Genomic DNA, 14064 nt, shown 5'->3' with positions numbered 1-14064 from the left:
TTTTACTGTAAAGCGACCCAATTCGCTCCGAAAACTTCTCAGTTCGCTCTTACTCCGGCCACCTTCCGCCTCCCGGCATGGGGCAAGTACGCTCCTTCAGCTTAGCGACGACCGGAACGATGCAGCCGCAAACCCGGCAGGTCGTGCCGTTCTCGAATTTAGGGCAGGCGCCGCAGGCCCGGAGCCGCTGTTCATAAACCTCATCGGGCACGCAATGCTCCGAAGCGAACATCGGCGACGCCAAAATGCGGGCGATTTGCGCCTCGGTCACCTTGTATTCCTCCCGGCAGCCTTTGCATTCCGCCGTTTCTCCCGCCATTTTGAGCGCTCCTTAGCTTTCCGCCGTAAGTTCCAGCGTAGTGACCGACATCGGCGGCAGCGTGACCGTGAGCAGGCCGTCCTGCAGCGCAAAACCGGAGAACGGCTGCGGCTTGACGTTGTCCGGCGCGGCAAACGTGTTGTGCGCATCGATCTTGTCCCCGGTCAGCGTCGTCCCGGCGACGGACAGCTTTTGCCCCGCCAACCCGCGGATATCCAGAATCACTTCATTTGAGTCAAGATGGCTCAGATTGCACAAGCTGATATGGATTTTGTCTTGGCTGTCCCTTGAGGCCGTGGCGGACACCGCGGGAATTTCCTCCCCATCGAAGCTGAGGCTTCCGGCGTCCAGCGTCAGGTCCAGGAATTCGGCGTCCTGATGCACCTTGTACATGTCGAAGACGTGGTACGTCGGGGTCAGGATCATTTTTTCCCCTTCGGTCAGGATCACCGCCTGCAATACATTCACGGTTTGGGCAATGTTGGCCATGCGCACGCGCTGATGATGTTTATGGAAGATGTTCAGCGTAAGTCCGGCGACCAGCGCATCGCGAATCGTGTTCTGCTGGTACAAAAATCCGGGATTCGTGCCCGGCTCCACGTCGTACCAGGTGCCCCACTCGTCCACGATCAGCCCGACCCGCCGCTCCGGATCGTATTTATCCATGATAACGCTGTGGCGGGTGATCAACTCGTCCATGTGCAGCGTTTTCCGCAGCGTCGTGAACCATTCGCGCTCCGCAAACCCCGTGGCCGGACCTTTATTCTGCCATTCCCCAGGGACCGTGTAGTAATGCAACGTAAGCGAATCCATGAACCGGGCCGCTTCCCGCATCAAGACTTCCGTCCAGTTGTAATCGTCCGAATTCGGCCCGCAGGCAATCCGGTGAATTTTGTTGTCGCCGTAGTTGCGCACGTATGTCTGATAACGCCGATATACGTCGGCGTAATATTCCGGACGCATGTTTCCGCCGCAGCCCCAGTTTTCGTTGCCGACCCCGAAGTAGGTCACTTTCCACGGCTCTTCCCGCCCGTTCTCCGCACGCAGCAGCGACATTGGGGATTCGCCGCCGAACGTCAAATATTCCACCCATTCCGACATCTCTTGAACGGTTCCGCTGCCTACGTTGCCGTTGATATAAGGCTCGCATTCCAACTGGCGGCACAACTCCATGAATTCATGGGTGCCGAAATGATTGTTTTCTACGACCCCGCCCCAGTGGGTGTTGACCATCCGCTTTCTGTCTGCGCGCGGGCCGATTCCGTCCTTCCAATGGTATTCATCGGCAAAACAGCCTCCCGGCCAGCGCAGCACCGGGATTTTAATGTTTTTAAGCGCTTCCACAACATCGCTGCGTATCCCATTCGTATTTGGAATCGGCGAGTCCTCCCCGACCCAAATCCCTTCATAAATGCATCTGCCCAAATGCTCGGAAAAATGGCCGTAAATGTTCCGGTTGATCGTTCCTTGCCCCACATCGGCGTTAAGTACACCCTTCAGCGTCATCGGTCGTTTCACTCCTTGATTAATATTTATGTTAATTAATTTATATACTACAAACTCATTATAATCGCACATTGCAACCAACGTCAATCATATTCCGGGAAAATCACCCAATTCATTTTGAGTATTGTAAACCATCCGACTTTTAAGTAATATACTTATTAATCAAATCGAAAAGGGCGGAAACACGATGAAACTCGATCTAACGGAAAAATCTTTGCCCGTTTACGAAGCGTTAGCCAGCCCCGTGCGGCTGCATATTTTGCGTTTATTGGCCGAGCGGCCGATGAACGTGAAGGAACTGGCCGGCGCCGTCCACTTATCCAGCGCCATCATGACCATGCACGTGCGCAAGCTTAGCGAAGCGGGCCTGATCGCCACGCAAATGGCTCCGGGCAAAAGCGGGCTGCAAAAAATCTGCTCCCTGGCCGCCACTTCGCTCGAGATCCTTTTTCCGGCCGAACAAACCGCAAACCGCCAAAGCCATCGGACCGAAATCCCGATCGGTCATTACGCCGATTTCCATATCGAGCCTACCTGCGGTCTGGCCACGACCAGCCATATCATAGGGAGCTTTGACGATCCCCGGTATTTCTGGGATCAGGAACGGATCCATGCCGCCATCCTGTGGTTCGGCAAAGGCTATATCGAATACAAATGCCCGAATTTCCTGCTGTCGAGCCAGCGGCCCCGCGAGCTCTTGATCATGATGGAAATCGCCTCGGAAGCGCCCGGCGTCAACAACAACTATCCGTCCGACATTACGTTTGCCCTAAATGAGGTCAAGCTCGGAACTTGGACGAGTCCGGGAGATTACGGCGATCAGCGGGGAAGATTTACCCCCGATTGGTGGCCGCAATATACGAACCAGTACGGGCTGTTGAAGCAGTTGCGCGTCACGGATGAGGGGACTTATATGGATGGCGTTAAGCTATCCGGCGTTACACTGAACGACGTCGATATCCGGCGCAAGCAATGGACGCTAAGGATCTCCGTGGAAGACGATGCCCAACATCAGGGCGGGGTAACGTTATTCGGCAAAGGCTTCGGCAACTATGATGAGCATCTGGTGGTGGAGTTGGTATATGCGGATGCTTGAGGAGAGGGGAAGGGGAACGCGGAATAACGCTGTCTTCCGAGGCGGCCCAGTCCACAGCCGTGAGAGCCGGCAAAAAATAAGTGGACGAGGGCAGTCTGACATGCTGGATTGAAAGGCAAGTAGATGGGGGCCATTCTGACATGCTGGCTTGGCAGGAACACGGGCCGCGGCGGTAAAATAGCGGTATTAGAGGGCGTTATTGTGATCGATTTGGCTATTTATCAGGAATAGAGGTAATTTAGGGCGCTATTTCTCAGTGAAACGGCCCATTGCCCTATTGCTGCCCTAGTTGTCCACCAATAGCGGTAAAAAGTTCCGCTATTCTTCCCCAAATTGCGGTTTGCTCAAAATAAGACCATTTTTTACCGCTATTCCCCGCCCGCTCCGCCTCCTTGAAATAATCTGGACCGGTTTGCTTTATGTCCCAGTCTGATCAAGTTTCACTTTAGCACCAACCTTCGGCTTAAGCCAAGGTTATGCTTATTTCACCGCTTCCCGCCTGCGGAACAATCCGCACGCCCTGCTCGCCGGCAGCCGCCGTGCCACCTTCCACCGAGGCTACTTCCGAAATGCCGCGCAGCACCAACTCCCAAGGCTTGCCCGCCGCCCCGCGCACCCGGCTCACCGTCAAGGCTTCGCCCTGCCGCTGCACGCACACCTCGAGTTCCTGCTCGCCTTGCGGGTTGTACACCCGGGCCGTCGTCTCGCGGCCGTCCTCCAGCTCAAACAGGTGCAGTCGGGCACCGTCCACGTAATCATAATCCGGACGCTCCCGGTTCGCGCCCACCGCGATCAAGCTGCCGGGGCGGACCATCAGCGGCAGGCTGAAATAATCGTGCCGCTCCTCCACCCAACGTCCGCTCTCCTTACCTCGCCGCTCAGGTAATTCGTCCAGCGCCCTTCCGGCAAGTAATACTTGGCGATTCCTTCACTGTTGAAGATCGGAGCGACCAACAGCGAATCGCCCAACATGTACTGGCGGTCGAGCGTTTCGCAGGCCGGGTCGCCCGTAAACTCCAGCACCATCGCGCGCATGACCGGCACGCCCGTTTTGGTCGCCTCTACGGAGGCGCCGTAAATATACGGCATGAGCGTGTCCTTCAGTTGCGTAAAGTGACGAAGCACGTCCACGGCTTCCTCGTCGAACAGCCACGGTACCCGGTAGGACTGGCTGCCGTGCAGCCGGCTATGCGACGACAACAGCCCGAAGGCGGTAAAAAAATGGCGTTATTTGGGCGAAATTCGCCCATTTGAGGGGAATAAAGGAATTTTATGGTCCTATTTTTTCGAATCGCAAAGAAATGCCCGCGTCCTGGACCATTTATAGGTAAATAAGGATAAAAAATTCCGCTAATGGGGATGAATCTGCTGGCTCTGGATAATAAGTACATAAAGTTCCGCTATTTTGAAGGCCGACGTTGGCCGTTCCAGCAGCCGGCTGTCAAACCGCAGTTCCGCTGAAAATAAGACCATTTTTTACCGTTACTCGTTTCGGGCGAATCACATGGAACAACGGCTGCACCCTGACTAAAGTCAATGAAGCAGCCGCCCTAATGGAGCAAAGTTCTAATAATAAATCCGTATAACACCCTGCTGTCCGTCTGTCTGGCCTTCCGCAACCTCAATCCGCTTAATATGCTCCTGGCCCGCCGGGACAATGACCGGCGTAATGACCGTGTAGCCTGCCTGCTCAATCGCGGGGATATTGAATTCCAGCAGCAGTTGCCCTTGTGCAACGGAATCGCCGGAGTTCACGTGGGCCGTAAAGCCTTCACCTTTCAGGGCGACGGTATTCATTCCAACATGAATCAAAATTTGCGCGCCGGATTCGTGTTCAAGCATGACGGCGTGTTTGCTTTTTTCCATCACGTGAACCACCTTGCCGGCAAACGGAGCGGTCACCTTCCCTTCCACAGGTTGAATCGCAATGCCTTCTCCCATCAGTCCGCCGGCAAACGCTTCGTCAGGCACCTCTGCAAGGGGGAGAACCTTGCCTGGCAGCGGAGCTAAAACTTCCAGAATCTGCTCCACGGCCTTCTTCTTTTTCCAACCAAACATACTCTGCCTCCGATATCAGATTTACAGATTTACAGATTTACAGATTTTTGGCGATAAAATAACCTTCTCTGGTCGCGTCCATCACGTTTCTCGGCTTGTTGGCGTCGCCGATGATGAAGGTGTCCGGGACAATATTGTAAAAGGAGTCGATGAGCTGCGGATTCGTTCGCATCCCCGTCGAGAGAATAACCGTCTGGGCCTTATGAAGTTTGCGCTCGCCGTTCTCCTCGTAAATCACGCCATCCGGGGCGATCTCCCCGATCCGGACATTCATTTTGACATGCAGCGTTGTTTGTTTGTCCATCGCTTGTCTTAAAGCAACGCGATACAGAATATTGCCGTTTTTCGCCAGCAAGTCTCCCGCTTCCATGATCGTCACGTTTTTGCCGTGCCGCGCCAGCTCGATACCGAGCTCGCAGCCGGTCGAACCGCCGCCGATCAGTACGACCTCCTGCCCTACCTCATCCATTCGGGTATATACGTCCAGCGCTCCGAGCACATGGCTTTGGTTCACCCCTTTAATCGGAGGCGTAAACGGCACCGCGCCAACGGCGATAATAATCGCGTCCGGGGACAGCTCTTTAACCCGCTCCGGCGTAGCCTCCACCCCCAACTGCACCTTGACGCCTGACTTTTTAATCTGGGTGATCAGATAATTCATGTAATTGTATAAATCGATTTTCAACTCTTCGTATTCGGCATACCGCAGCGCCCCGCCAAGCGAATCCTGCTTTTCCAGCAAAATAACCTCATGCCCCCGCTCGTCCGCCACCAAAGCGGCTTTCATGCCGGCCGGGCCACCGCCGATAATAACGACTTTCTTGCGCTGTTTCGCTTTTGGCAGCTCCAAAGGAACCAGGTCGTAACGGGTATAGCGCGGATTGACCGAGCAGCCGACATTTTTCCGCTCCGTGGAAATATGGTAGCAGTACTGGCAGCGCAGGCAGGGGACGATATCTTCGTCTCGGCCTTCCTTGGCTTTCTGCGGCCAGAACGGATCGGCGATCAGCGGGCGTCCCAGGGCCACGAAATCGGCCTTGCCCGCGGCGATAATCGATTCCGCTTCGGCCGGGCTCATAATCGCGCCGACGACGGCCACGGGAATCTTGACGTTCCGCTTTACTTCGGCGGCCCATTCCACGTTGGGCATATGCTCTTTAAAAATCGTCGGAGCCATGTGCACATTGCCTTCGTAATTGATGTCCAGGCCCGCCGAAATATGCACCATATCGAGTTTGTCTTCGACAATTTTGATAAACTCCAGCACGTCCTTGAATTCGATCGAACCGTCGACGATTTCGGAGGCACTGATCCGCATGTCCACGACAAAATCAGGGCCGACCGCCTTACGAACCCGGTCGATGATCATTTTCGGGAACTTGATCCGGTTTTCAAAAGAACCGCCATATTCGTCCGTGCGTTTATTGAACAGCGGGGAGAGAAATTCAGCCGGCAGCCAGCCGTGGGCAAAATGCAGCATGACCAGATCGAAGCCGGTTTCCTTGGCCCTTTTCGCGGTTTCCGCCCAGTCGTTCGCCACCTCGTCCATCATTTGCTCGTCCATCGCTTTTACGATGGTGCCGTCCGCTCTGACCAGATCGACCGGGCCGATCGCGTAATCGTCCACGCGCGCGTATTGGCCCGAATGGATCAGCTCGAGGGAAGCCTTTGCCCCGGCCTGATGGGCGACAATGACGCGGTTTCGCGTTGCTTCCATCTGGTATTTATCAAAGGCGTAGGGCTCGTCCGGCCGGGAATAGCTCGCTCTTTTACGGCTGACATTGACGCTGCCGGTAATGATCACGCCGGCGCCGCCGATCGCTTTATCATGGTAAGGCCCCGCTGGGGTGGCGATAATCCGGTTGTGGAACACTACGTTTTTAATGCGGATCGGCTTGAATAGGTTGGGAAATTTCATCCGTACCACTCCTCTGTCTGCTGTATACCTCTTTACAGATTTTTGGCGATAAAATAACCTTCTCTCGTCGCATCCATTACGTTTCTCGGTTTGTTGGCGTCGCCGATAATAAAGGTGTCCGGGACGATGTTGTAGAAGGAGTCGATGAGCTGCGGATTGGTCCGCATCCCCGTCGAGAGAATAACGGTCTGGGCCTTGTGAAGTTTGCGCTCGCCGTTCTCCTCGTAAATCACGCCATCCGGGGCGATCTCCCCGATTCGGACATTCATTTTGACTTGCAGCGTTGTTTGTTTTTCCATCGCTTGTCTTAACCCGACGCGGTAAAGGAGATTGCCGTTTTTCGCCAGCATGTCTCCCGCTTCCATAATCGTCACATTTTTACCGTGCCGCGCCAGCTCGATGCCGAGCTCGCAGCCTGTCGAACCGCCGCCGATCAGCACGACCTCCTGCCCCACTTCATCCATTCGCGTGTAAACGTCCAGCGCTCCGAGCACATGGCTCTGGTTCACCCCTTTAATCGGAGGTGTAAATGGAGCTGAGCCAACGGCGATAATGATCGCGTCCGGGGACAGCTCTTTAATCCGTTCCGGTGTAGCCTCCATGCCCAATTGCACCTTAACGCCGGATTTATTGATCTGGGTGATCAGATATTTCATGTAATTGTACAAATCGATTTTCAGTTCCTCATACTCGGCATAACGCAGCGCCCCGCCAAGCGAGTCCTGCTTCTCCAGCAAAATAACCTCATGTCCCCGCTCGTCCGCCACCAAAGCGGCTTTCATGCCTGCGGGTCCGCCGCCGATAATGACGACCTTCTTGCGCTGTTTCGCTTTCGGCAGTTCCAAAGGCACCAGGTCGTAACGGGTATAGCGTGGATTGACCGAACAACCGACATTTTTCCGCTCCGTGGAAATATGGTAACAGTATTGGCAGCGCAGGCAAGGAACGATATCCTCATCCCGGCCTTCCTTGGCTTTTTGCCGCCAGAACGGATCGGCGATCAGCGGACGTCCCAGCGCCACGAAATCGGCCTTGCCCTCGGCGATAATCGATTCCGCTTCGGCCGGGCTCATAATCGCGCCGACAACGGCCACGGGGATCTTAACGTTCCGCTTCACTTCAGCGGCCCATTCCACGTTGGGCATATGTTCTTTAAAAATCGTCGGAACCGCGTGTACGTTGCCTTCATGATTGATGTCGAGTCCCGCCGAAATATGCACCATATCGAGTTTGTCTTCGACGATTTTAATAAATTCCAGCACATCCTTAAATTCAATCGAACCGGCGACGATTTCGGAGGCGCCAATCCGCATGTCCACGACAAAATCCGGGCCGACCGCCTCACGCACCCGGTCGATGATCATCTTCGGAAATTTGATCCGGTTTTCAAAAGAACCGCCATATTCGTCCGTCCGTTTATTGAACAGCGGGGAGAGAAATTGAGAGGGCAGCCAGCCGTGGGCAAAATGCAGCATCACCAGATCAAAGCCGATTTCCTTGGCCCTTTTCGCGGTTTCCGCCCAGTCGTTGGCCACCTCGTCCATCATTTGCTCGTCCATCGCTTTAACAATGGTGCCATTCTCTCTCACGAGATCAACCGGTCCGATCGCGTAATCGTCTACACGCGCGTATTGACCCGAATGGAGCAGCTCGAGGGATGCTTTTGCTCCGGCCTGATGAGCAACTATGACGCGGTTTCGCGTCGCTTCCAACTGATATTTGTCGAACGCGTAAGGCTCGTCCGGCCGGGAATAACTCGCTCTTTTGCGGCTGACATTGACACTGCCGGTAATAATCACGCCGGCGCCGCCGATCGCTTTATCATGGTAAGGACCCGCAGGGGTGGCGATAATCCGGTTGTGGAACACTACATTTTTAATGCGGATCGGCTTGAATAGATTGGGAAATTTCATCCATACCACTCCTCTGTCTGCTATTCTCTGGATTCATCCAACATCTCGCCGTTCGACAGAATGACATTTTTGTACCAGTAAAAAGACTTCTTGCGCTCGCGGTTCAAAGTTCCGTTACCTTGATCATCCCGGTCCACGTAAATCAGGCCATAGCGTTTTTTCATTTCGCCGGTGGAGGCGCTGACGAGGTCGATGCAGCCCCAGACGGTATAACCCATCACGTCCACTCCGTCAAGCAAAACCGCGTCTTTCATATGAGCGATATGTGTTTTCAAATAATCGATCCGGTAATCGTCCCTGATCATTTCGCCTTCCTGCTTGTCGTCCACAGCGCCAAGGCCGTTTTCCACCACAAAAATCGGCAACTGATACCGGTCGTACAAGTTATTTAAAGCGATCCGCAAGCCTAAGCCGTCAATCTGCCAATCCCAGGCGCTTTTCTCCAGATAAGGGTTGGCAATACCGTCCAGCATATTACCTTTTACTTGAATTTTCCGCTCGGGCTTGGCACTGGTAACGAGGGACATATAATAACTAATGCCAATATAATCAACGTTTCCGGCCAGCAAATCCCGTTTATCCTCCGGTGTGATATCAAGCGAGATTTGCCGCCGTTCCAGAAATTTATAGGCTTTGGGAGAATAGTATCCTCTTACTTGGACATCAGAGAAGTAATAATGAAGATCCATATTATGCATATTTTCCAGGTTGTCTTCCGGGGAACAGGTTTCCGCATAGGACAGCGGGTACAGCATCATCATACCGATTTTGAAATCCGGATTGATCCGGTGGCCCAATTCCACGGCTTTGGCGCTGGCCACCAATTGGTAATGCGCCGCTTGATACACCGCTTGCTCCGGGCGGTCGTATTGCTCGATGCGGATGCCCGCGGCAATCAGCGGATTCAAAGTAATGACATTGATTTCATTAAAAGTCATCCAATATTTTACTTTCGTGCGGTATCTCCGGAACAAGGTATCACATAGCTTGACGTAAAAATCGATCATCTTCCGGTTCGTCCAGGAACCGTATTCCTTGACCAAGTACAGCGGGGTCTCATAATGGGAAATCGTGACGACCGGTTCGATTCCGTATTTAAGGCACTCGTCAAACACCCGGTCATAAAAAGCCAACCCTTCCTCATTCGGCTCCGTTTCATCGCCTTTAGGGAAGATTCTCGTCCAGTGAATGCTCGTTCTGAAGCATTTAAACCCCATCTCGGCGAACAAGGCGATATCTTCCTGATAGCGGTGATAGAAATCAATCGCCTGATGATTTGGATAGTAAGTATTTTCCAGGATGCCTTCGGTATACAACCGGCTTTGGCCATGCTTGCCGGCAGCGGCGACATCGGCGGTGCTTATTCCTTTTCCTCCGATGTTCCAGGCTCCTTCGCATTGATTGGCCGATACGGCTCCTCCCCACAAGAAGTCGTCCAGCAGCTTTCGAGTTGACATACGGTTTCTCTCCTTACTCTCTATTTTTAACGGAACCTCTTTCGATAATTTCCGATTGGAAAATGGCGTCTTGTTGCAGCTTCTTCACCACATCCGCTCTCGTCTTGCTCCCGTCCATCATGGCAATCAGAGATTTGGCGACCCTCCTCATCACCTTCTTTTGATGAAGGTCAACCGTTGTGATCTGGGGAGTAACGATTTTGGAAATCGGATAATTGTTATACCCTACGATCGACACATCCTCCGGAACGGAAATCCCGTTTTCCAGCAGCTTTCGCAAGCCGCCGACCGCCAGATCGTCGGTGGCGTAAAAAATCGCGTCGATTTGCCCGGAAGCAATCTTGCCTATCATTTTTTCCGTAACGCCGTATCCGTGGTCGTAATCACTGCCGCGCGCTTCAAAAGTGAGTTCCTTATCGAACGCCAGTTTGTATCTTTTTAAAGTTCGCAAGTACCCTTTATAACGGTAATTCGTCCCGATTGAGGTTTTGCTTCCTCTGACAAAAGCGATTTTGCGGTGTCCCTTCGCAATCAGATATTCCACGATATCCTCACCGGTACGATCATAATCCAGGACGACATTGACCACATGCTCGTTTACAATGAATTCCGGCGTTCTGCCCATGACAAAAATGGGCATACTTTTATTGGCATACGCATTGACAAATTCGTCGGAAATAAACTTGGACATACAGATGGCGGCATCCGCCCTATTCTCGGAAATAAATCGCTCCGCCGTGCCTTTATGCTTGTCATTTGCCGTTATAATGACCAAATCGATATTTTTCACCTTCAGCTCATTTTGTACGGCTTCCAAGGAATCTGTAAAGTACGGACGGGTTGGATTATCAGCAATGAGCAGAACCACATTTGTTTTCTTGCGTTGTAAATCTATCGCCGAACCGTTTCTGACATAGTTCAGCTGTTTTGCCGCTTCCCTGACCTTTTTCTTGGTTTTGTCGGCAATTTCGGGACTGTCGTTTAAAGCCATGGAGACGGCCGAAACCGAAATATCCAGCAGTTTTGCAATATCCTTGATCGTAGCCATTTTATTTGCACCTCGCGCCTATTCTTCCGTTTTTATTTTATTATAGAGTAGATTCGAGCATCTGCGCGATTTTCGGCTTCGGCTATCTGTTGGCGCCCCGCGGTTATGCCTTCGGCTTCTTGAAGTTGATATTTTGCTTGCTCAACAGAATCGTCGTAAAAAAAGATACGCTCAGCGAAACGCCCACCGCGATAAAATAAGTCACCGCGGTCGGGGACGACAGGAATGCCGGCAGCCCCAGTAAACCGCTAAAGGCAAAGTTCGTAATGTAGGTTTTGGTCACGCCGCAGACAATGCCCCCGGCCAAACCGCCCAGTGTCAGGGAAATGAAATATTTTTTGTTCTTCATTACCACCCCGTAAATCCCTGGCTCGGTAACGCCCGACAGGAAATTAACGAAAGCGGAGGAACTGGCCATCGCTCTATCTTCCTTGTTTTTGGAAATTATCATGACAGCAAGGCAGACCCCTAACACCGCATAGTTGCCCATTCCTCCAGATCCGAGGCTGTATTCCATACCATGTTCCGCCAGGTACGATAATTGCAGCGGCAGGACGACCCAGTGAATGCCCAGCATAATCACGTAGATGAACAAAGCCCCGAATATCGCATTAAAGATAATGACGTTGGAATTAAGGAAAAACTCGTATCCGTCAGCGACAAGATTAGCCAAAAATCCGCCAACCGGTCCGAACACCATCAAAGTTAAAGGAACCATGATCAGCAAGGATAAAAACGGCACAAAGATGAACTGCAGCGCTTTGGGCAAAAATCTTTTGAGCAGCTTGTCCAGATACGAGTAAGCCCAAATCGCCAAAATGATCGGGATGACGGTGCTGGAAAAATTCATCGCGGTAAAATGAATTCCCAAAAAGTCGATCACATTGCCCGTTGTCGTAATCCCCGTGATGTTCGGTTCCATCAAAGCGGCGCCGATCACCGCGCCGATATAAGGGCTGGCCCCGAACTTTTGCGCGGCCGTAAACGCCAGCAGGATCGGAAAGAAATAAATCAAGGCATTGCCCGCACCGGCCAGAATCAAATACGTATTGCTTGTGTTAGGGAGAATCCCGGATTGCGCCAAAATATCGATCAGACCTTTAATAATCCCGGAGGTCGCCAGAATGGGAATGTACGGTGTAAAAATCGCCGAAATCGTAGCGAGCAGCTTATCGAACCACGATTTTTTAGGGGCCTTGGCGCCAGCAACGGCGTTATCCCCAGGCTTGGCGGGACCGCTATCCGGCGTTTGCCCGTCCGGAGCGTTCTCCAGTTGCCGCATAATCTCGCTGTACATTTCATTAACGAGCGGGCCGATAATTACCATCGTTTGCCCTTGCGAATCCACTACTCCGAGCACTGCCGGCAGCGCCTTAAGCGCGTCCCGCTCGGCCAAGGAGGTGTCATGCAATTCAAAGCGCAGCCTTGTGGCGCAATGAACCAGGCTGGAAATATTGCTCTTTCCCCCCACCAGTTTGATAATGCTTGTTGCGGCCTCTTTATTACTCATTCGCGTCACCCCGGTAACTTTTTCTCATGTGCTCAAATCCGCTTACTGAAACGTTACAGAAAACATTCAAAAAAAATTGAAATAATTGATCATCCCGGGAACAATCCCCTTTACTTTAAGAAACGCAAGGAAATGGAGGAGAAATACGCCCCTTATTTATTGTCGTAATTTTTTTTAATCATGATTTCTATAGTTCTAGAAGTGTAAAAATGAAATAAATAAGGAGAGGAACCACATGAGGAATTCATGGAAAATTTATGTGCTGGCCATTGTCAGCTTTTTGGTCGGAACTTCGGAATACATTATCGCCGGATATGGGATATGGTCGCAAGCGATCCGCGGCCCCGACGATGTATTTGGGGCAATTAGAAAAGGAGCCATCCTGATTCGAGAGGCCCCTGTCAACTTGGATTTACGTATGGGATCTATAACATCGCCAACGCACCGCCAATGTTCAAGCCGTTGCTGTTCCGCTGAAGTTCAAGGACTTCCTCTTATTGCGGGCAGTTCGCAAAAAGCGTGAGCAATTCATCCACATTGGGTCCCGAACCTACTTGCTTGACAACGGCCTTCCCTTCTTTGATATATGCCAATGTTGGCGTACCCTGGAAATCAATATGGTCGACCAGAAATTGGCCGATCTCAGGTCCCCAATCACCGCCATCTAAATTATAGTAGTAGATTGGTTGTGAAATAAGTAAAGAAAAATCTTTTAAAACAGGCGAAAACTCCCGGCAATAATAGCAACTCGGTCTGCCTATATAAATATAAAATCCTTCACCGGAATTGAATTTAGCGATGGTTTCGTCCGCATTAAGCTTAGGCAAATGTTTTACATTGTTTTCGTATTCCTCTACAGTAACCCCGTTCTCATATTTGCCAAAATGCGCTTGGGTCATATTTGATGAGGCATAAGTGCTACCTGCAACAAATAGGCACATGATACAGGTTAAAGTTATGCTCCATAAAAAACGGATTTTTCTACTTCGCATACACAAACCTCCATTTCCGTTAGAGTTCACAAAAGTCCTGTCCAGAAAGCGCCGCATTGATCCGGTCCATTAGGACTGCAGTCATGCTGACAATCATCAGGGTCGCAGATTTGAACGGACATGTCGAATTCCTCCGCTTGCAGCCATTTTAATTCTTCCACTTTAATCCTCTCCTTTACTCAGTGGTAAGTACTTGATTTATACATTACGATAGTTGGACTATAAAACCGCAGAAATGTAACATTTA

General features: G+C 51.8%; 12 protein-coding genes and 1 pseudogene. 2 read left to right on the top strand and 11 right to left on the bottom strand.

All coding sequences use genetic code 11. From position 1 onward, the window contains the following. Positions 1-49: 49 nt before the first annotated feature. Complete coding sequence (locus NYE74_RS13620; protein ID WP_036621134.1) at positions 50-319, bottom strand: DUF6171 family protein; 270 nt, start codon at positions 317-319, stop codon at positions 50-52. A gap of 12 nt (positions 320-331) precedes the next feature. Further along, positions 332-1825 (bottom strand): alpha-N-arabinofuranosidase, encoded by a 1494-nt coding sequence (locus tag NYE74_RS13615; protein WP_036621131.1) that lies wholly within the window; start codon positions 1823-1825, stop codon positions 332-334. 187 nt (positions 1826-2012) lie between these two features. Here NYE74_RS13615 and NYE74_RS13610 point away from each other — a divergent pair, with 187 nt between their 5' ends. Continuing rightward, positions 2013-2921, top strand: coding sequence for an ArsR/SmtB family transcription factor (locus tag NYE74_RS13610; protein ID WP_036621129.1), 909 nt, complete (start codon positions 2013-2015; stop codon positions 2919-2921). A gap of 463 nt (positions 2922-3384) precedes the next feature. On the opposite strand, the gene NYE74_RS13605 is transcribed toward NYE74_RS13610, so the two are convergent. From NYE74_RS13605 to NYE74_RS13570, 8 genes are all read right to left on the bottom strand, one after another. Beyond that, on the bottom strand, positions 3385-3771 hold the full coding sequence (locus tag NYE74_RS13605; RefSeq protein ID WP_036621126.1) for a hypothetical protein: 387 nt from the start codon (positions 3769-3771) through the stop codon (positions 3385-3387). Next, on the bottom strand, positions 3735-4121 hold the full coding sequence (locus NYE74_RS13600) for a TIM-barrel domain-containing protein (protein ID WP_227872829.1): 387 nt from the start codon (positions 4119-4121) through the stop codon (positions 3735-3737). Before NYE74_RS13600 ends, NYE74_RS13605 begins: the two co-directional genes overlap by 37 nt. A 366-nt stretch (positions 4122-4487) precedes the next feature. Beyond that, positions 4488-4979, bottom strand: a complete 492-nt coding sequence (locus tag NYE74_RS13595) for a PTS sugar transporter subunit IIA (protein WP_036621121.1) — start codon at positions 4977-4979, stop codon at positions 4488-4490. A 37-nt stretch (positions 4980-5016) separates the two neighbouring features. Continuing rightward, positions 5017-6897 carry an oxidoreductase gene (locus NYE74_RS13590; protein WP_036621119.1) on the bottom strand — a complete coding sequence of 627 codons (1881 nt, stop codon included), beginning with the start codon at positions 6895-6897 and terminating at the stop codon, positions 5017-5019. Positions 6898-6929: 32 nt separating this feature from the next. After that, a complete protein-coding gene (locus tag NYE74_RS13585) occupies positions 6930-8810 on the bottom strand; it encodes an oxidoreductase (protein ID WP_124332495.1) in 1881 nt (626 codons plus the stop codon). A gap of 20 nt (positions 8811-8830) precedes the next feature. After that, on the bottom strand, positions 8831-10267 hold the full coding sequence (locus NYE74_RS13580; protein ID WP_036621115.1) for a 6-phospho-beta-glucosidase: 1437 nt from the start codon (positions 10265-10267) through the stop codon (positions 8831-8833). A 13-nt stretch (positions 10268-10280) separates the two neighbouring features. After that, a complete protein-coding gene (locus NYE74_RS13575) occupies positions 10281-11315 on the bottom strand; it encodes a LacI family DNA-binding transcriptional regulator (protein ID WP_341004860.1) in 1035 nt (344 codons plus the stop codon). 103 nt (positions 11316-11418) lie between these two features. Then, positions 11419-12825, bottom strand: a complete 1407-nt coding sequence (locus NYE74_RS13570) for a PTS transporter subunit EIIC (protein ID WP_124332496.1) — start codon at positions 12823-12825, stop codon at positions 11419-11421. 235 nt (positions 12826-13060) lie between these two features. On the opposite strand from NYE74_RS13570, the pseudogene NYE74_RS13565 reads away from it, so the two are divergent. Further along, a pseudogene (locus NYE74_RS13565) lies at positions 13061-13138 on the top strand (hypothetical protein); the annotation flags it as partial. A 181-nt stretch (positions 13139-13319) separates the two neighbouring features. On the opposite strand, the gene NYE74_RS13560 reads toward NYE74_RS13565, so the two are convergent. Then, complete coding sequence (locus tag NYE74_RS13560) at positions 13320-13817, bottom strand: thiol reductase thioredoxin (RefSeq protein WP_036621110.1); 498 nt, start codon at positions 13815-13817, stop codon at positions 13320-13322. Positions 13818-14064 lie beyond the last annotated feature (247 nt).

Origin of the sequence: Paenibacillus sp. FSL P4-0127, assembly GCF_038007325.1 — a bacterium.
Taxonomy (GTDB): domain Bacteria; phylum Bacillota; class Bacilli; order Paenibacillales; family Paenibacillaceae; genus Fontibacillus; species Fontibacillus macerans.
The sequence above is the reverse complement of the archived record's forward strand: the minus strand, read 5'-3'. Positions and strand labels throughout refer to the sequence as shown.